This window comes from Litchfieldia alkalitelluris, assembly GCF_002153425.1.
Lineage (GTDB): Bacteria > Bacillota > Bacilli > Bacillales > Salisediminibacteriaceae > Evansella > Evansella alkalicola.
The window spans coordinates 145,255-164,296 of sequence record NZ_KZ119600.1 but is presented as its reverse complement, the minus strand read 5'-3'; the positions used below and the strand labels follow the sequence as shown (position 1 = coordinate 164,296).

At 36.8% G+C, this 19,042-nt stretch carries 21 protein-coding genes; 2 read left to right on the top strand and 19 right to left on the bottom strand.

Annotated features, from left to right (window positions below):
- Positions 1–159: 159 nt before the first annotated feature.
- The 9 genes from crcB to BW724_RS00870 all read right to left on the bottom strand — a co-directional run bounded on the left by crcB (position 160) and on the right by BW724_RS00870 (position 8,074).
- The gene (gene crcB / locus BW724_RS00910) at positions 160–537 is read right to left on the bottom strand and encodes a fluoride efflux transporter CrcB (RefSeq protein ID WP_088073243.1); all 378 of its coding nucleotides are present in this window, start codon (positions 535–537) and stop codon (positions 160–162) included.
- Entirely contained in the window at positions 534–950 is a 417-nt protein-coding gene (locus BW724_RS00905) for a fluoride efflux transporter FluC (RefSeq protein WP_088073242.1), read from the bottom strand. Before BW724_RS00905 ends, crcB begins: the two co-directional genes overlap by 4 nt.
- 61 nt (positions 951–1,011) lie before the next feature.
- Positions 1,012–1,902 (bottom strand): aminoglycoside phosphotransferase family protein, encoded by an 891-nt coding sequence (locus BW724_RS00900; RefSeq protein ID WP_088073241.1) that lies wholly within the window; start codon positions 1,900–1,902, stop codon positions 1,012–1,014.
- A 97-nt stretch (positions 1,903–1,999) separates the two neighbouring features.
- Positions 2,000–2,197 carry a cold-shock protein CspD gene (gene cspD, locus BW724_RS00895; protein WP_088073240.1) on the bottom strand — a complete coding sequence of 66 codons (198 nt, stop codon included), beginning with the start codon at positions 2,195–2,197 and terminating at the stop codon, positions 2,000–2,002.
- A gap of 228 nt (positions 2,198–2,425) precedes the next feature.
- Positions 2,426–2,884: a hypothetical protein gene (locus tag BW724_RS00890; RefSeq protein WP_088073239.1), complete on the bottom strand. Its 459-nt coding sequence runs from the start codon at positions 2,882–2,884 to the stop codon at positions 2,426–2,428.
- Between the two features lie 514 nt (positions 2,885–3,398).
- Positions 3,399–5,090 (bottom strand): methyl-accepting chemotaxis protein, encoded by a 1,692-nt coding sequence (locus BW724_RS00885; RefSeq protein WP_176371241.1) that lies wholly within the window; start codon positions 5,088–5,090, stop codon positions 3,399–3,401.
- A gap of 199 nt (positions 5,091–5,289) precedes the next feature.
- On the bottom strand, positions 5,290–5,751 hold the full coding sequence (locus BW724_RS00880) for a spore coat protein (protein WP_088073237.1): 462 nt from the start codon (positions 5,749–5,751) through the stop codon (positions 5,290–5,292).
- 91 nt (positions 5,752–5,842) lie between these two features.
- A complete protein-coding gene (locus BW724_RS00875) occupies positions 5,843–6,148 on the bottom strand; it encodes a hypothetical protein (protein WP_088073236.1) in 306 nt (101 codons plus the stop codon).
- Between the two features lie 186 nt (positions 6,149–6,334).
- Entirely contained in the window at positions 6,335–8,074 is a 1,740-nt protein-coding gene (locus tag BW724_RS00870) for a phospho-sugar mutase (RefSeq protein ID WP_088073235.1), read from the bottom strand.
- A gap of 293 nt (positions 8,075–8,367) precedes the next feature.
- On the opposite strand from BW724_RS00870, the gene BW724_RS24215 reads away from it, so the two are divergent.
- Positions 8,368–8,502, top strand: a complete 135-nt coding sequence (locus BW724_RS24215; RefSeq protein WP_268876128.1) for a hypothetical protein — start codon at positions 8,368–8,370, stop codon at positions 8,500–8,502.
- 101 nt (positions 8,503–8,603) lie between these two features.
- On the opposite strand, the gene BW724_RS00865 is transcribed toward BW724_RS24215, so the two are convergent.
- From BW724_RS00865 to BW724_RS00840, 6 genes are all read right to left on the bottom strand, one after another.
- Positions 8,604–8,936 (bottom strand): hypothetical protein, encoded by a 333-nt coding sequence (locus BW724_RS00865; protein WP_088073234.1) that lies wholly within the window; start codon positions 8,934–8,936, stop codon positions 8,604–8,606.
- A gap of 135 nt (positions 8,937–9,071) precedes the next feature.
- Entirely contained in the window at positions 9,072–11,360 is a 2,289-nt protein-coding gene (locus BW724_RS00860) for an EAL domain-containing protein (protein WP_176371240.1), read from the bottom strand.
- Between the two features lie 499 nt (positions 11,361–11,859).
- Complete coding sequence (locus BW724_RS00855; protein WP_088073232.1) at positions 11,860–12,303, bottom strand: Dps family protein; 444 nt, start codon at positions 12,301–12,303, stop codon at positions 11,860–11,862.
- A 227-nt stretch (positions 12,304–12,530) separates the two neighbouring features.
- Entirely contained in the window at positions 12,531–13,388 is an 858-nt protein-coding gene (locus BW724_RS00850) for a manganese catalase (protein ID WP_088073231.1), read from the bottom strand.
- Positions 13,389–13,508: 120 nt separating this feature from the next.
- Positions 13,509–14,018 carry a GNAT family N-acetyltransferase gene (locus BW724_RS00845; protein ID WP_235848857.1) on the bottom strand — a complete coding sequence of 170 codons (510 nt, stop codon included), beginning with the start codon at positions 14,016–14,018 and terminating at the stop codon, positions 13,509–13,511.
- Between the two features lie 378 nt (positions 14,019–14,396).
- Positions 14,397–15,353: an arsenic resistance protein gene (locus BW724_RS00840; RefSeq protein ID WP_088073230.1), complete on the bottom strand. Its 957-nt coding sequence runs from the start codon at positions 15,351–15,353 to the stop codon at positions 14,397–14,399.
- A 97-nt stretch (positions 15,354–15,450) separates the two neighbouring features.
- Between BW724_RS00840 and BW724_RS00835 the strand changes: the two genes are divergently transcribed.
- Positions 15,451–16,026: an LOG family protein gene (locus BW724_RS00835; RefSeq protein ID WP_088073229.1), complete on the top strand. Its 576-nt coding sequence runs from the start codon at positions 15,451–15,453 to the stop codon at positions 16,024–16,026.
- A 66-nt stretch (positions 16,027–16,092) separates the two neighbouring features.
- On the opposite strand, the gene BW724_RS23390 is transcribed toward BW724_RS00835, so the two are convergent.
- The 4 genes from BW724_RS23390 to arsC form a co-directional block, all read right to left on the bottom strand.
- Positions 16,093–16,260, bottom strand: a complete 168-nt coding sequence (locus tag BW724_RS23390; protein ID WP_176371239.1) for a hypothetical protein — start codon at positions 16,258–16,260, stop codon at positions 16,093–16,095.
- Positions 16,261–16,363: 103 nt separating this feature from the next.
- Entirely contained in the window at positions 16,364–18,166 is a 1,803-nt protein-coding gene (arsA, locus tag BW724_RS00830; RefSeq protein WP_088073228.1) for an arsenical pump-driving ATPase, read from the bottom strand.
- Between the two features lie 18 nt (positions 18,167–18,184).
- A complete protein-coding gene (gene arsD, locus BW724_RS00825; RefSeq protein ID WP_088073227.1) occupies positions 18,185–18,541 on the bottom strand; it encodes an arsenite efflux transporter metallochaperone ArsD in 357 nt (118 codons plus the stop codon).
- Between the two features lie 72 nt (positions 18,542–18,613).
- On the bottom strand, positions 18,614–19,033 hold the full coding sequence (gene arsC, locus BW724_RS00820; RefSeq protein ID WP_088073226.1) for an arsenate reductase (thioredoxin): 420 nt from the start codon (positions 19,031–19,033) through the stop codon (positions 18,614–18,616).
- Positions 19,034–19,042: the final 9 nt, after the last annotated feature.

Genomic DNA, 19,042 nt, shown 5'->3' with positions numbered 1-19,042 from the left:
TCATAGGGGGAATTTCTCCATCTATTTAAACTATTTTCAGTGCCATTTCTTTAATAGGGGTAGTTTCTCCCCTTATAGTTACATCAACCCTTGTTGCAGCTTCCTTCATTCTATTGGTCCGAGTGAGTCCAATGAAATTATTAAGAAAGGACTTTCCTGTTACAACCCTAGGTAGAATCCTATGAGAAATGTTAAGACACTTCCACCTATACTCAACAAAACATAAGTGGTCAATGCACCCCATTTCTTTTTCTGCATTAACGTAACTGCTTCAACACTAAAGGTAGAGAAGGTCGTAAACGCGCCAAAAAAACCAATACCAATTATAAGAAAAGGCCTCTCGTCATATGCATTTACTGGAATTTCGCCATAAAAGCTACTTAAAAAATACCCAAGCCCAAACGCTCCTACCACATTTACTACAAGCATTGCCGTTGGAATAGCCCTCTCCTTTGTTTTATCCTTTATCCATATTCCTAAAATATAACGTATAACAGCCCCTAAACCTCCACCAATTGCAACGATTATTAAATTCATTCGAACCCTTCCCTTCTCAAGCTCTTTTTATTATATGCTTGGGTAAGAGTGAGCCCTAGGAGAGCTAATAATATGCCTCCAAATAAGGAGGCGATTATGTATACCATTACATGCCAGGAAATTGCCGCACTACTTAAAAAAACAGTGTCTGCTGCCAAGGTAGACATTGTTGTAAATCCTCCACAAAAACCTACACCTATTCCTTTTTCTAAAAAAGCTGGTAACTTTTTTGCGACTATATATCCCGTTAATGCTCCAAGAAGGAAGCTTCCAACAAGATTTTCAATAAGGGTTCCAAAAGGAAAAATCACGCCACCAACTCCGAGGAAGTGTAAGTTAATGAAATAGCGAAACATAGTCCCTATGGCGCCTCCGATAAAAATACTTAATATAATTAATCCATGTTTTTTCATGAAGAACATCTCATCCCTTTTTTACAATTGCCATAAAAATATAATTCTTGAGAACAGCCTCCTATACATGCATTTCAATAACCTTAGCATATTCAACCCCCTCTTCCCAATTAGGGTCGTTATCTTCCACAAGCCAAACTAATGATAAGACAGCTTTACAAAATGCATACTGGATAACTCTATCAGGGTCGAGGTGATTATTTTCTTTAAAGAATAATAGCCACTTATTTACTATCTTTTCATCCTTTAATAGTGAAATTGGAGCATTTAAAAAGAACTGTGCTGGTTCAAAAGCAAGTTCCCCCACGACTCCCTTAGGGTCAATGGCTGTGTAACGCTCACCATCATATATAATATTTCCAGCATGAAGGTCACCATGCAAGAGTACTTTTTCCGTCTCGCTATTTAACAACACTTCTATCATATCTTCGGCTTTTCTTAATAACGCTTCGTTTACATAACCCTTTTCATATAAGTCTTTTGAGTTTCTATACTTTTGAAGACTATGAAATTGCTCCTCTATTGTTGGAAAAATTTCAATATCTGTTTTTATTTTAGGGGATCTCTTCATTACAGATGATATTGCCTCAACATCATCTAATGGTGGAGTATCTCCTTCTTTGTAAGATAGTAAAAACGCACGTAATTCTTCTTCTTTATCAATTAACTGTACATACCCTTGCCCACGAAACTTTTCTAAAGTTTTTACTTCAGTTAAGAATTCCTTACCGTCAACTCCTAATTTCAAAACACAAGGTTCATACGTATCTTTTAAGAAAGCACGTGTGACATAATTATATGACAAATCAAATGGTGTACCAATGGATATATCAAACCTAGTCTCTGCCTCATTAAGAATGTTTGGGAGTTTACGTAGCCACTCTTTACCCTTTTCACCATGCACACCAGATATTCTTCTCTCAAAACTTTTATGCGATTTGTTTCCTTCCACTAGTTACACCCCTTTGCAAATGTATGTAGTATTAGAAAAGGTCTACCCCATTAGGAGCAGACCTTTGTTTAATTATATATTTAGGTTAGTGTTTGAATTATAGCTTAACAACGTTAGAAGCTTGTGGGCCACGGTCGCCATCTACGATATCAAATTCAACATCTTGACCTTCTTCTAAAGTTTTGAATCCTTCTCCTTGGATTGCAGAGAAGTGTACGAATACGTCGTCTCCACCTTCACGCTCGATAAATCCAAAACCTTTTTCTGAGTTAAACCATTTTACTTTGCCTGTCATGTTAACGGCCTCCTTAAAAATAAATAGAAAAGTTAAATCTTTGAATACCGTAAAACCATTTCATGCCTGATGCCTGATGTAATACAATGCTTTCGAGGCCGAAAACGTTTTTCGATTTCAAAACAATTTACCATTCGATCATATCACACAGCACTTCCCTCTGTAAACACATTTTTCCTTTCTCAACCCTTTTATGATAGCGTTGCCATTCCTTTCGTGTAGGGATTATCACCGTTTCACTTCAATGGTCTGAACGACTCGATTGGTATGTTGAAACCCATTATTTCCGTCCGTATTTGTAGCCCTTTCACCGTCTTTTTCCACTGTGTATTCTGCCTTTAATACAATTTCATATGTACCTGGATCCACTTCAATTTTAATGGTCTGACCCGCTCTTTCATCTTCTTCCACTAATTTTGAACGATGCTCTAACACTGCGGTAGGTTCCTCATATTCAAAATAGGTTTCCTCATCTTTTTCTACACGCTCAATCCATGCAATGTTATTCCCATAATGCAATTTAATAGGATCCTCCCCAATATATGTAATGACTGGTGTTAAATACAATACCCCTTCTGAATAGTTAGGAGATAATGACAGCTCCAAATCTTCATGTGGTTGTTGATGGTCACAAGCGCGAAACGATATCGTTGATAATGCAATAAGAATAATAGCAAATACTTTCATTTTCCCCCTCCGATACGGTCGGTTATTATAAATTCAGTTTACTTTGAAAATTTGAATTTGAACAGTTACTTTTCACTAATTATAAAAATTCCACATGCAGATGACATGTGGAATTTTTATGCTGTTATCAAGTTATGTGAGCCTTGAGATTTTATGAAGTTTTTCTAAATAAATAGGCTCTGTTAAACTTAGATGTTGATTTTTTGTTACAGGTACTCGCTTTCACGCAAGGTACAAGTGCGACATCTGCTCAACTTTCGCAGTGTCTTCTTTGCCGCGGGCGGCTGGTAAGCCTCCTCGATGCTTTGCATCTGCGGGGTCTTACCCCTGCCTTTAATCCCGCAGGAACGAGCATAAACATCACGAGTATGCTGCGAGTTGTCTCGACGGATACGCTACGAAGCATTTGCTCGTAGAGGAAGAGACAGGCATACCTTCCACAAAAAATCAAAAGTGTTAAATATCAACATTATCCTTTAACAGAGTTAATAAATAACACTCATTTTTTCCTAGATTATCTTAACTTAAACTTATTCACTTCTTGTATTAAACTATTTGATAAATCGTGTAAGCCTTCTGCATGTTGTAACAAACTATGCATTGAGGCCGCCTGTTCTTCAGTTGCTGCAGATGCTTCTTCTGTAGACGCAGCCGTTTCCTCGGACAATGCTGACAGTTTTTCTATCATACTTAAAATACTTTCTTTTTTATTATTCATATCTACACTGGAATTAGTTACTTCTGATATTTTCTCAATTAATGTTAAAATCGAATCCGATATATCATTAAAAATGGTACTTGTTTGTAGTACTGCCTCATGTTGTTGTTCAGTAATTTCTTTTGCACTTGTCATAGAGGTGAAGGCTATATCTGAGTTATTTTGAATCATAACTAATATATCATTTATATCTTTCACAGATTTCGTAGATTGTTCAGCTAATTTTCTTATTTCATCTGCAACTACTGCAAATCCACGACCTGCTTCTCCTGCCCTAGCAGCCTCAATGGAAGCATTCAGAGCCAATAAGTTTGTTTGTTCAGCAATATCACTAATACTTTTTATAATAGTTCCAATTTGTGCAGTACTTTCATTAACTTTTATAATAGAGTCGTTAACCTTATTTGTTACACTATTACTCTCTTCTGATTTTTCCGTTAAAACTTTTACAATGTCTTCGCCTTTACTAGATAGGATATGAGTTTTATTTGATGCGTCCTTCATATTTTCTGAAGTTAACGTAATATTTTCAATGTCTTTGCCAAGTTCATTTATCTTAGTAGACCCTTCTTCAATATCAGTTGCTTGATTACTAGCACCATTAGCAATTTCTGAAATTGTTATAGCAACTTCATCATTAGCTTTAGCGGTTTGATCTGAAATTTCTTTTAATGAATTTGATGAATGTAACACTGATTCACTTGAACTATTAACAGCGTGTAATAAGCCATTTAATCGATCAATCATATCATTTAGTCTTTTTGACATTTCTGCCATTTCGTCTTTTCCTGTAACCTCAACTTTTTGTGACAAATCTCCATTTGCCACATTAGTTATCCCAGCCAAAATCCTTTTTGTTGATTGTGTAACAGTTTTATTTAATATAAATATGATTGCCACAGTTAATAAAATACATATACTTGTTCCAATAATGATGGTAGATCTCGTAAGAACAAACAACTGCTCTGTTAACTCACTTCGCTCCTCAAGTAATGCTTCTTCTTCTGCAATAACTTCGACTAATGTAAGTCTAATTTCGTCCATCGCGCGTTTCCCATTACCTTCCTGAACAAAATGCCTAACATCATCCAAGTCAGCGTTTTGTCGTAATTCAATTAAAGGGTACGCTTCAAGTGAAAGCCATTGTTCCTTGTCGCTTTCGATTTTCTCCAATCGTTCCTGTTGATTAGGATTGTCAGAAGTTAATTCCTTGATTGCTGAAAAATGCCTATCAAACTCCTCTAAACCCTGGGTAAATGGTTCAAGATATGTTTCATCTCCAGTTATCCCGAAACCTCTCACACCAGTTTCCATATTAACAAAACTACCCTCAATTTCTACAGCTTCAATAACCACTTCATATGTATGATTATTCCATTGCATCGCTTCATATTGATCAGTAAAATTTTTATAAGTCAATGCAATAACAGTAAAAATAATAATTAAAACTAATGCAAAACTACTAATTAATTTATTCCTCATCTTCATGTTGCTTAACCTCATGTTGATCCCCCATTTTTTTATCAAGAATACCTTTACTATACCATGACAAATTCTATCAAAGTTGGTCAAACTTCGACATCACTGAATCAAGTTAAAAGTCCTATAAATTTTCACTGTGTATGTAATGGACACTTTAAAATGAAATAAGCAGGATGCTTTATTGCACCCTGCTTCCGTTCATTTATTATAGAATATCTAGCTTAACTGCTAATGCAATTAGTAATTGCAATAAGATTTGAATGTTTGCTGCTGCTTGTGTGTCTGTCGTTGCAATGTCTACGTTTCTTGAGTTTTCTACAACTGTTTTCTGATAAGAGATCTGTTTTACCTTGGCAGTATTCATTAGTTCTTGAGTAAGTTCCTCTCTTGTTGAAGAGTCTGCCACTGAAATACTGATTAACACTGCAATTGCTGCCTGTAAACCAGCTTGTAGGTTTACTGCTGCCTTCGTATCTGTAGTATTAACTGTTACATCACAAGAATCTTTAATAAAAATATATTCTTCATTTAATTGCAATGTTTTATTTTTGTTTGCGGCATCTTGTGTCTCATCTTGGTCATCAAAGCATAGAGGATGCTTTCTTGATGTGTCCAATGCGCTCCAAGATTGTTGCCCTTCATTTGAACGATACACTTCTTGGTTCACTCTTAATTCCTCCTTTATCTGGTTTCACTTACACTGTATGCTTGAATAATTATTTAGATTGGACAAACATCTTAGGTTTTTCGCACAATTTTTATTTCTTTTTCTTATTTTGCAAGTAGACTTTCGGCTTTGTTAGTGGACTATTATCCTCTTGAAAACTCTCTACTGCATCTTCTGTGTATTCATTTGTTGTATTGAGGCCTGCTGGCATATCGTCTTCTGTGACCTTTTTTTCTGTATTCTCTAAAAACTGTTCAACTTCACCTTGAATGTTTTCCACAATTCCTCGCATACGTTCTCTTTCGTCTTCTGATAATTCGATATTGTCATCAGAGATATTGTGTTTCCTGAATAGACGGTCAATAAAAACATCCATCAATTTATCTTGGTTACCCACTGGTATCCCTCCTTACAATGTCACACTACATTAGCGTATGCTTAACATGAATAGAGTGGATAGGGAGGAGACTAGATTTGGAAAAATAATATGGAGAAAGCACACCCGTCTTGGTTTTTACAACGAAAAAAAAGGATGATTAACGGCTTTTTACACCGAAAATCATCCCTTATCATGCAAGCTACTTTATTTACTTTGTAAAATTTCAAGTTGCTTTAAAACTGGTTCAATGAGATTCTCCATCTTTTTCTGAGCACTGTCAGACGTCTTGTCATTAACACCGAAATACAGTTTCAGCTTTGGCTCAGTTCCTGATGGGCGTAAACAAACCCAAGAACCATCTGTCATCATATATTTCAGAACATTTGATTTTGGGAGATCAATAGGTTGTTCTTTTTTACTAATATGATCATAGGCTTTTCCTGTAGCGTAGTCCTCTGAAAGCATTAAACTAAAGCCTTCAACTTCCAATGATTCCCTTCGAAATGCCTCCATAGTTGAACTCATTACTTCTACCCCTTGCTTTCCTTTAAAAACAAAGGATCGTAAAGTTTCATAAAAGTAACCGTACGTTTCATACAACTCGTTCAAGCCTTCGAACAAAGTTTTTCCTTCCGTTTTATAGTAAAGAGCTACTTCCGCTGCAAGGAGAGCAGCTTGAATGGCATCTTTATCTCTTACAAAAGGCTCAATTAAATAACCATAGCTTTCTTCATAACCAAATAAGAAAGTTTTCGACTCAGTAGCTTCAAACTCCCTAATTTTTTCAGCAATAAATTTAAAGCCTGTTAAAACGTCCATCGCTTCTACACCAAAAGAATCTGCGATTGCTTTCCCTAATGGCGAAGTAACGATAGTCTGAATCATAACTGCATCATTAGGGAGTTTATTCTTTTTCTTTAGAGTAGAGAACAGGTAATGAAGCAATAATGCACCTGTTTGGTTCCCTGTTAATACTTGATACTTACCTTCTGATGATTTAGCTGCAATACCAACTCTATCCCCATCTGGATCACAAGCAATTAAAATATCGGCTCCAACCTCTTCTCCTTGAGCCATAGCTCGATCAAAAGCAATGTGATCTTCTGGATTAGCAGAAGAAACACCTTTGAAATCAGGATCTGGCATTGCTTGTTCTTCCACAAGACTGATATTCGAAAAACCTGCGTTTTTGAAACTTTCCATTAGGGGCTTTTTCGATGCGCCATGTAATGGTGTAAAAACTATGTTTAATTTTTCTCCAGAAGCTTTTAATAAGTCATTATCCTTTACTACGGATAAGAGCTGTTTTCCATACGCTTCATCCATCTCTTGTCCAACGAAATTTAATAACCCTGCTTCTACTAATTCCTCTTCTTCTTTCACAGGTACTTGTAATTCATCTTCCACAGCATTCACTAGGTCTAGAAGTGCCTCAGAGTCACGACCTACTAGTTGGGCTCCATCATCTCCGTAAACTTTAAAACCATTATATTCTGGTGGATTGTGACTTGCTGTAATCATAATTCCTGCAGTAGCATTTAAATGACGAACAGCGAATGAGAGCTGTGGTGTTGGCCTTAGTTCTTCAAAAACATAGGCTTTAATGCCATCTGTTCCTAGAACCTTTGCAGCTTCTATAGCGAAATCCCTAGAAAAATGGCGGTTATCATAGGAAATAGCAACGCCACGATCCATCTCAGCTTGTCCCTTTTCTGTGATCAGTGCAGCTAAACCTTTAGTTGCTCTGCGAATAGTATATATATTCATTCGGTTAATACCTGGACCAATTTCTCCACGCATACCGCCAGTCCCAAATTCTAATGTCTTATAAAAGGCATCTTCAAGGGCCTCTTGATTTTCACTCATCTTGTCCAATTCAGTTCTATATTCAACATTTAGATTTTCAAATTTTATCCACCTGTTATAATCTTCTTTCCAGGACATCTGGAACACTCCTTCACTTCGACAATTATTTAATTCACTTCTTACAATATTAATATATTTTTATTATTTTTTCCATTCGATCTTTCAAGATTCCCATAGCAACTACGAGAATATGTTTTTTCATAAAAGTATAGATTCTGAGTGTAATTTAACCCGCTGCATGGTACTTGCTTTCCCTGTAATTTTTTACTGGGACAAACACTCTCACTTTATACATTCATAAAATGTAAGTGATGGACAATGAATTATCTCTGTACTAACTTCTTATGGATCATTAAAATGGGAGTGATTTGATGCAAATGAAAGAAGAGGACAACCTCAGTTTACTAATAAAAGTTTTGTTTTTCAGTGGGTCTCTACTGTTTCTTGTCGCTACTGCACTAAATCTCAAAGATGAAGTTGTAAATGGGAATAACATTTTAAACTAATTAGTTCATTCATAAAATACCACAAGAAAAAATGTGGGTCTCCAATTGGAAGCCCACATTTTTCACGTAGATTAATTAAACGTTTATTTAATTTCATGATATCAATGACAATACGCTAAGCCAAACTCATCATATAGACCTGTCACATCTAAAATAAAGGCAAGATCCAAGTCTTCTTCGAGTCGAAGTGCCACTTCAAATTTCTTCTCAGATACATGCTTCAAACCAAGTGCAAACCTGTCTTCTTCTTCCCAGTAATGAATGACCTCTACTTCTATTTCTTCTTCTTGTAAACTATATTCATCTGCAATGAATTCCTTTGCAAATTGCTCCGCATACACATACTCTGTTGGTGTAGCAGAAACGAAGGATACAATAAAAAAGATAGAGACCAACGCAACTCCAATCACCGAAATAAGAATTCTTTTCTTCATCCTTCCCACCTCCACCGAACGATCGAATTACATTTGTTATATTCATTATAAAGGCATAGGAGAAAGATGTGAATCATTTCTTACTATTTCTATAGGATTAATTTAATAATGTTGCTCCAAACTGGTAAAGTATACTTAATTCAATCTGCGAAGCTGTTCCTCCAACTGGTCTGGAAGTACTGGATGACTAAAATAGTACCCTTGCATTTTATGGTTTTGATTAGCTATATATTCAAATTGTTGTTTCGTTTCTACCCCTTCAGTTACTACTTCAATATTTAATTTCTCACATAAAGTGCATATTCCCGATAAAAGCGCACAGTCATATTGGTCCTCTGGGATTCTTCTCATAAATGAGCGGTCTACTTTCAATTGTGTTACTTTTATCTCTTTTAAATAATTTAAGGAAGAAAGTCCAACACCAAAGTCATCAAGTGAAATCTTAACTCCTAATTGCTTTAGCTTTGTAGTAAATTCTGTAATTTTATCTAAGTAATCACATACATCACTTTCTGTAATCTCTATCCCTAAACGGTCAGGACGAATATCATATTCCCTAAGTTTTTCAGATACCTCTTTGAAAAACCTATCGTCCATCATTTGTGTTTTCGAGGCATTGATCGATAAAGTAAGCTTGTCATATCCTAAGGTATGCCATTGATGAAGCTGGCGTAGTCCTTCATTTAATACCCAATCTCCGATATCAGGCATGATTCCCATTTCCTCAGCAGCTGTTATAAACTCAAAGGGTGGAATTAAGCCTTTCTCTGGATGTATCCAACGAACTAATGCTTCCACTCCACTAATCACTTTTCCACCATCTGAAAAAATTGGTTGGTAATATAGAACAAATTCTTTATTTTTCAAAGCCTGCTTCAATTCCCTTTCAAGAGTTACATAGTTCTGAAAGTAAGATAACTGCTTAATATCTCGATAATATTTAAATTGGCTCTTACCTGAGCGTTTCGCCTCATACATAGCAATATCTGCATTTTGAATTAATGATTCCCCTGTCGTTCCATCTTCAGGGTACTGACTGATTCCCATGCTCATGGTGATATCAAATACAAAGGAACCTAATTCTACAGGGTCAGAAATAGATTTCAACAGTTCCTCTGCCTTTTTATCTATAGCAGATTCATCAACAACAGTCATGGCGATAACAAACTCATCTCCGCCCCATCTTCCAACTAAACTATTATCTGCGAAACAACTTTTCAGACGAGCGGAAAGTTCCTGCAACAATTTATCTCCGGAATAATGACCGAGGGTATCGTTTACTCTTTTAAATAAGTCAATGTCTAGAAAGATAACAGTTACTTTCTGTTGAGAATCTTCTTCTAACATTTTGTTTAGTTGATCAACGAAATGCCTTCGGTTAGGAAGTCCTGTTAAACTATCCTTCATTGCTAACTCCTGTATTTCATGCTGTGATAATTTTAAAGAGTCTAGCATTTGGTTAAAACCATGTTCTAGCGTCCCAACCTCATCTTTTCCCCTAGGGACAATTCGTTTCCTAAGATCTCTCGTTTCTTGTATATATTTAATTTCATTGGATAAATTCTTAAGTCTGACAATAAAGTACTTATCCAAAATAACTACAATAAAAAATGTCAATATAACACTTATAATGCCATAAAAAATATAAAACCACGTAAGTATATCTGACCCCGATTGATATACTGTTCTATCTACGATAAAACTCAATTCCATATTTCCTAGATTATTATCATACGTAAAATACGTTGATCCTTGAACCTTTTCTTTGTCTAATATTTGAATGTTATAATCATTACTCGACTCTGTATCTAGTATTATTTGTTCTTCTATAACTAGTGGTAATTGCACATTATCTGCGATGCGGTCCACCAAAGCATCATCAACAATTATCCCCATGATTAATATTCCAGTTGAAGTTTGATTCTTTAAGCTAGGATAGATCCGATGAGATGCCAAAATAATAGGGTGTTCTTTCCCTGCTATCAACCCTGATTTTCTCGTTTCATAAAAACTGACTAAGTCCTCCTTATCAATTTCATCAGCAATATCAAACGTCGTTTCATCATTAAGATTTAGTCCCTTTTCATATATCAAATCTTCATTTTCATCAAAGTACAGCACCATGTGAATCTGGTTTGACAGAAATGTATCATCTACCCAATTGCTTCTTATGTAGTCCTCATTTTTATCCTGTATGAACTCATACGTATCATCCCAAACAGCATAATCCCTGACAATCATACTTAGCCGATTTATTTCATTATTAAAAGCATTTTCGACTCTTTTAACATTTTCGGCCATTATCGTTTCCTCTAAGTCCCGATATCGTTCTAATAGCAAGGGATTAACAAGGAGAAATAGGAATAGCAGTAACGAAGTCACACTTATAATACTTAAGACAATCACTTTTCCCTTTAATTTCATATATAGCCCACCCATATAAAGGTAATAGTATAGTAAAAAATTAATAAATATCTTTTTTCTAAATATTTTACTATTATCCTATCTTTATGTTTAAAAAGAAAGGGCTTCTTTTGTGATATGTGTAAAGGTCCTATAAGAAACATCTGGTATAAACGTCCTGGCCTTTTTTGGTTAGCGACAGTTTCCATTGATAACAAATAAATAAACGTAGAATTTCCGCTTATTTATTAAATAACACGGAAAATAGTCTATATAACCGGAGAAATTCCACTTATAACTCGAATCTATTTAAAAAGAGGGGATTTTCTTTGCTTAGGCGGAAAAATTCCCCTTATTTGCCACTAAATTTGGTGAATATTGGTTTTAAACGGTAATTCTCTGCTTATTTTACTAGTAAGTATAAGAGTACATGGACTTGGTGATAAGCCAAATTTACCTCCGTTACTAAAAAGACTGGGCAATAATGTTTTATCATTAAATGCCCAGCCTCATACCTCTATTATTTCCCTAAATACGCTTTTAACATCCAATTGTGCTTTTCAACAGATGCTTTTATTCCGATGAATAAATCTGCTGTTGGGTGATCATTACTTTCCTCTGCAACCTCAATGACAGTATTAAGTTCACTTGTAAGGTTGGTAAAGTCTTGTGATAAAGCCGCAACCATATCATTCGCTGACTCTCCACCTGTTGCTTCATCAAGTGTAGACAAGTTTAAGTAGTCACGAAGAGTTGAAACAGGCTCCCCACCAATCGTTAAGATTCTCTCTGCAATTTCATCAATGTATCCTGCTGCTTCATTATAAATTTCTTCAAACTTCTCATGTAATGTAAAAAAGTCAGGTCCTTTCACATACCAGTGGTAATGATGAAGCTTCGTATTCAGAACATTCCAGTTTGCTAATTGTTTGTTCATATCTTTAATCAAATTTTCTTTACTCATTTAAAATCTCCCCTTAATTATTAATAATGATTTTATTTTTAGTTGTTTGGTGTTCCTTTTCTTTAATTATATTATATATCAAAGTATACTAGATATCAAATAATAATAATTATAATTAAGGGTTTTTAGTCAACAAACTCACAGAACCTCCTACAGCACTTCTCTTACTTTGCCAAAAAAACATCCACCCTATTCTCATAGTGGTGGATGTTTTAATATAAATTTAATTAGGCATTGTTTGGTGGTTCGTGGTCAGATCCAGACCTGATATTTGGTAACGTATCATGAGTATATTTAGGCGCAGGCTTCAAAGAAGGCTTTGTTCCGTATGCAGGCGCTTGGGAGTAATATTTGAATGAGCTTAAGCCATCCATACTCTTACCGTGTGCCCATCTCCCCTTGCTGCTTTCTTCCCCTTCAGATAAATTATAGAAGTCGTAAGCAACTTGACTTTTCTCTAGTTCTCTTGGGAAAGTACTTGGTACAACAATATTTTCCTGTGCTTCTAATTCAGCAATCGCAGCTTTCCACATGTTTTGATGCATCGTATCACGAGCAATTAAAAATGAAAGCATATCTTTTACACCTGGGTCAGATGTAGCTTCATATAGACGTACAGCCTGTAGTCTTCCTTGTGATTCCGCTGTTAAGTTGGCTCTAAAATCAGCCAATAAATTGCCACTTGCTCCAATATAGTCAGCTGTCCAGCGATTTCCATTTGAATCTGCTGGCATCGCACCTAAACCGGATACAATGGCATGCTGTGGATTCATTCCACCTAAGATCGCTCCAACTGCTGGATCCTTCACAGCCTTTTCTTGATCTCCTACTGGTGCACCGTCCAAGAGTCTTGAAATCATAGTGGCAAGCATCTCAATATGAGCTAACTCCTCTGTACCTACATCCATTAATAAATCCCTATATTTGTCACTTCCTCTGAAGTTCCAACCTTGAAATAAGTATTGCATGGCAACAGAAATTTCACCATATTGCCCACCTAAGATTTCTTGTAGCTGTCTAGCCATGATTGGATCTGGACGTGAAGGCCTTGCTTCATGTTGAAGTTCCTTTATGTGATAAAACATAGTCAAACATCTCCTTTAACAAATTTGCTCAATATCAGCTAATTCACTAAAGGTTGTCTTTGTTACAACTTTTTATCTTAGTTAAACTTTGATGTTGAATTTTTTATAATAGGTACTCGTTTATATAAACAACACCATTAGATCTTCATCAAAATATTCACCTTCATATTTGATTGCGTTTTTCTCTATTCCATACGTCTCAAATCCAAACGTTTTATAAAAAGCTTTTGCAGCCTCATTATCTGATACCACCATTAAGCGTAGCTGCTCTAACCCACATTTCTTTCCTTGGACAATCACAGCTTCAACTAATTTCTTTCCGACACCTGCTTTCCTTGCCTTTGGTGAGACATACATTCCTAATATATCTCCTTTATGGGCCATTTTTTTATATTGACTAAGCATTAATGTAGCAGATCCCATTAGTTCCCCATTTATAAAGGCCCCAAAAGTATAGGAGCTCTTACTGCTTAATTGCTTTTTGGCTGTATCAATTGGATTTTCCCTTTTTATCGCTTCTTCATAAGTATTTGCAAATGCCTTGGGATTGGTCTTGAACCCCTCTAAACGCAGATCCCAATATACCGTAGCATCTGATACATCTAATTGTTTTATCATTACTTCTGACATTATAAGTACACTCCCCAGCTATTTATGATAACCTATATTTGCTTTATTTTTTATTTGTGTTATACTAATAGTTGTGCATTTCACAGCATTTGGTTTTTACTTTGAATGATAATTACATTGACTATATAAAACGAACATGTTTTTGCAATAAAAGGATAGTTAAGTTTGGCAATTTGTATTTCACTCTGAGTGGCCTTATTTACACTGGCACGGTCTCGGAGCCGTAAGGATGAAAGAGAGGTAGGGCTTTCATTATTTAAGTAGTTTCAAAGAGCATTGCAAATCTACCGCGGCAGTAAAAAAGTAAGAATCATAAATATGACGTTCAGCTTTATGAACGTTTTTAGAAAGGCGAGCCGATCGGACGGTTCGCCTTTTTTATTGTAACTTTTCCACTCTCTTTTTCCACAATAACACCTGCACTACAACCATTAAAATGGGAAGTTCCAACAATGGTCCGATGACGAGAGCTAAGGCTATCAAGGGCTCATTTGGAAAGGCAGTGATGGCCAGCGCCAAAGCTACTGGTGAATTACGTGCCAACGTAGTCATCGTTAAACTCACTTTATTTTTATAGGAAAAAGAGAGTTTTCTCCCAATAAATTGGCTAACAATAAAATTGATAATAAAAAAAGCTACAATTGGAAGCAATAATACCCATAATAACTGCAAATTTCCAATAAGATACTGACCTTGTGAAGCAAACATGGCGACGATGGCTAAACTGAGTAATACTATAGGTAGCGGACTGAGCCGATTAGATAACCTATGATATGTCTCTTCCCTTTTTCGAAAAACAAGTTTGACCATACCTGCTAATAAAAATGGAATAACTAATACTAATATAAATCCTTCCAATACATAGTCTAGTTTTACCATACCAGTAGTTCCTGCAAACAGGAAAAGGTATCCTGGCAATAATAGTAGCTGTAGGATCAAGTTAATTGGTAATATCGTTCCACTTAGGGCTGTGTTCCCTCTGGCTAATCCTGTGAAAACTAAATACCAGTCTGTACAAGGAGTTACCATTAACATGATAAACCCTACCCAGAGTGCAGGATGATCGGCTAAAAAAATGGTAGCTAATATGTATGCAAGTAGTGGTGTCCAAATAAAGTTGATGATTAAGCTCCATTTTGCAAACTTTATGTTTTTTACTGAATCCTTTATTTCCTCCAGGGGAATCTGAAAGAATATAATAAACAACATAATAATTAGTAAAGGGAGAATTGCGAGCTCTGCGTTCTTACTAATAACACCTATTTGACCTAATAAAATTCCAATAACGACTGAGGCAAATATGATAACTGTATACAGTTTTTCAAGAAGGTTCACTAGTTACACTCCTGACTTGATAACGCCACTACATTAATAAGGTAACGTTTTATCTCAATACAATTCTATACTTAATAACCTAAGGAGGGAAATGATTATGATTAATAAAATCTGTGTCTTTTGCGGTTCAAGTTTTGGTAGTAATGAATTATACAAACATGAGGTAGAAAAAATAGGTCGGCTCTTTGGTGAAAATGGTATCGAGTTAATTTATGGCGGTGGGAATTCTGGTCTGATGGGCGCTTTATCAAAGACCACACTTGAGTCAGGTGGAAAGGTGACAGGAATTATTCCGAAGAAAATCCATGAACAAGTGGACCACATCGACCTGACAGAACTACATATTGTCGAAACAATGCATGAGCGGAAAAATATGATGTACAATTTGGCAGATGCATTCATTGCCTTACCAGGAGGAATTGGTACACTCGAAGAATTAGCGGAGATTTTCACTTGGCAGCAAATTGGCTATCATCAAAAACCAGTAGCTGTCTGGAATATCAACCAGTTCTATAATCCTTTTCGTGACTTACTACTACATATGGTGAGAGAAGGATTTATGAAAAAAGAATTCCTCGAAAATTTGATCGTGGACGATAACTTAGAAGAAATAATGATGCAACTGAAGACATATAATCCATCTCAGCATAATAAGTGGGAAAAGCCGAATTGATGGATCTCATTCCATCAATTCGGCTTTTTAGAATGCCTAGCAGAATAAAAAGAACCTATTCTAGTTCTAACAACAATCATCTACCCCTTTAAATAGTAAGCCACCTTGACCGCCACGCTCCTCATAGTCCAAAGTAATCCCTTCCGTTTGGGCTTTAATCACTGGGTCAATCGCAACTTGTACACCATTTATTTCGTTAACTTCGTCATTTTCCTCGGGCTCATCCAGAGCCACGCCAATTCGTGGACTTCCTCAGCCCATTCCTGCGAAATAGATGCGAAGGGTATTTCGCTCTTCCCGCTTCATGACACCAGTTAAAAATTCTTTTGCTTCATTACTAATTTGCATTATTATCCCCCTCCATTACTAGTTTTAGCAGTTTTTCTGAGCCTATGAGTTCCTCTTTCATGTATGGAATAAGCACTGCCTCTTCAGCTTCTACATCCACTATTTGCTTGATCCATATTCTTTCTTCTATTGCTCTTGCCCTTAGTACTGGATGTGTAGTTTTTGTAGCAGCAAAACTTTGATTGATTACCCACCAGCTTGGTGACATCTCTGCCCGTTGCAGGTCTGTTTGCAGCCGAGAAGCTTCCAGTACTGGCGTCGCCTCTGGTAGGGTAACAATAATAACATTTGTTTCCTCCGGATTTCGAAGCCTCGGTAATAATTTTTTCACCGAATCTGGTACTTCACCTGAAGATCGCTCCACTTCCTTGGAAAAAGATTGTGATGCATCAAGAAGAAGAAGGGTGTGTCCTGTCGGCGCCGTATCAATGATGACAAATTGATCATTAGCCTGATCAACAACCTCCGCAAAAGCTCTAAATATGGCGATCTCCTCAGTACATGGAGAATTTAAATCCTCTTCTAAGAATGCCATGGCTTCCTCATCTAATTCCTTCTCTGATGTAGATAGGACTTCTTCACGGTACGCTGCTGTTTCCCTTGTAGGATCAATACGGCTTACAGTTAAAAATTCTGATATATGCTCGTCCTTTAATACTTGATCAATATGAGCAGCTGGGTCCGTGGTTGTAAGATGAACCTTTTTACCTGCTTTTGCTAAACTTAATGCCAAAGCAGTTGCGACTGTCGTTTTCCCAACACCACCCTTTCCAAGCGTCATGATGACTCCCTGTGATTTTTCCATTAAGTCTTCCTTGATAGCCTGGAGTCCAGGTAAAACTTGAGGTAAGAAGCTGATATCCTCGGCATAATCTGGACCTAGACCCTCAGACCTCCAAGTGAAGAACTTTCTCAAGGAGTCAATACCCGTTAAAGGGAAAGGCACATATGGAAGCTGGTAAATTGCTTGACTTCGCATGTACTCACTCATATCCTTAAGGACTTGTTGCTGTTTAGTATAGATGGAATCTGCAATGTCATCATCAACTGCACTATTCACTTCGAAAATTCCGTTCATAATGACAACTTGATTTTTTATTCCAATATCAGACAACTCCCTCGCTGCCCGCTCCCCTTCTGCTAGAGCACCTTGATCAGGCCGCGTAACCAGCATAAGGGTTGTTCGGTCCTTATTTGAAAGGGCTTCAACAGTTGCTTCATACAACGTTTTTTTCTCCGCTAGTCCAGATAAAGGGCCTAAGCAGGAGGCACCATGAGTATTGTCTTCAAGGAAATTAGTCCAGGCAGATGGGAGCTGGAGTAACCGTAATGTATGTCCTGTCGGTGCCGTGTCAAAAATAATATGATCATACCCTTGCGTTACCTTTTCCTTAGTTAGTAAATTGGCAAACTCATCGAAGGCTGCTATTTCCACTGTACAAGCTCCAGAAAGCTGTTCTTCCATCTGTGCCACTACAGGTTGTGGGAGCTTATCTCGGTATGGCCCCACCAACTTCTCCCTGTATGCCGCTGCAGCCGCTTCAGGGTCTAAGTTCACGGCATCTAGACCAGGTACAGTCGGAACTGGTGTGATCGTAGGTGGAATGTCCATACGGAATACATCCTGTAAATTAGATGCAGGATCTGTACTGACGATCAGCACCTTTTTCCCAAGATCAGCTAATCCTACTGCCGTTGCGCTGGCAGTGGACGTTTTTCCAACCCCTCCCTTACCGGAAAAAAATAGATATGGCGTTAATTCCATAGAGTCTATTGAAAATGTTGGGTACATTTTTATCATCCCTTCCCTCTACAAAAGGGTAATATTATTTTTCGACTTATCTTTTTTCGAAAGCTCCCCTTTGCTTAAACCTGTCCAGGAAGCTAACTCATCATTTGACGGATACTCCCCTATTTTTTCGACTTCACCATTTACTATCACTACAGGCAGTGCATCAGTTCCCTTTTCCTCTAATAGCTTCTGCACCTTTAACTCTTCCACAAATTCCTGTGGCTCACTGGAAAGATTAAATCGTTTAACATCAACACCTTTTTTCTCTAGCAAAAAGATAGCTGTAGCTATTCTAGTTAACTCTGGATCAACACTAGGACCACAAACACCCGTTGGACAGCATAACGCTGGATCATAAATACGAATTCTCGCCATAGAAAGGCCTCCTTTTAAAAACATATAGGAAAAGCCGAAATAGGCTTTCGGCTCCTCTTAGCAAGTTAATGTTTACTTTCCTGTTTCTGCAAAAGTTTTAATGCGTTCTCCAATTTCATCACGCACACGCTGGAAGACAGCCCATTTTTCTTCTTCTGTTCCTTCCGTTTTTGCTGGGTCATCAAAGCCCCAATGGACGCGTTCCTTATTTGGTGGTGTTGCTGGGCAGACATCATTTGCATGACCACAAAGGGTGACAACTAAATCTGCTTTTTTCAATAAATCTTGATCAATCGTATCTGATGTTTGGTCCGTAATATCAATATCCACTTCGTTCATCGCTTTTACTGCCTTAGGGTTTACGCCGTGGGCTTCGATTCCTGCTGAATACACATCGTATTGATCTCCTAAATATTTTTTACCCCAAGCTTCTGCCATTTGGCTTCTGCAAGAATTTCCTGTACATAAAAAGTAAATGATTTGTTTTGACATTATTGTATT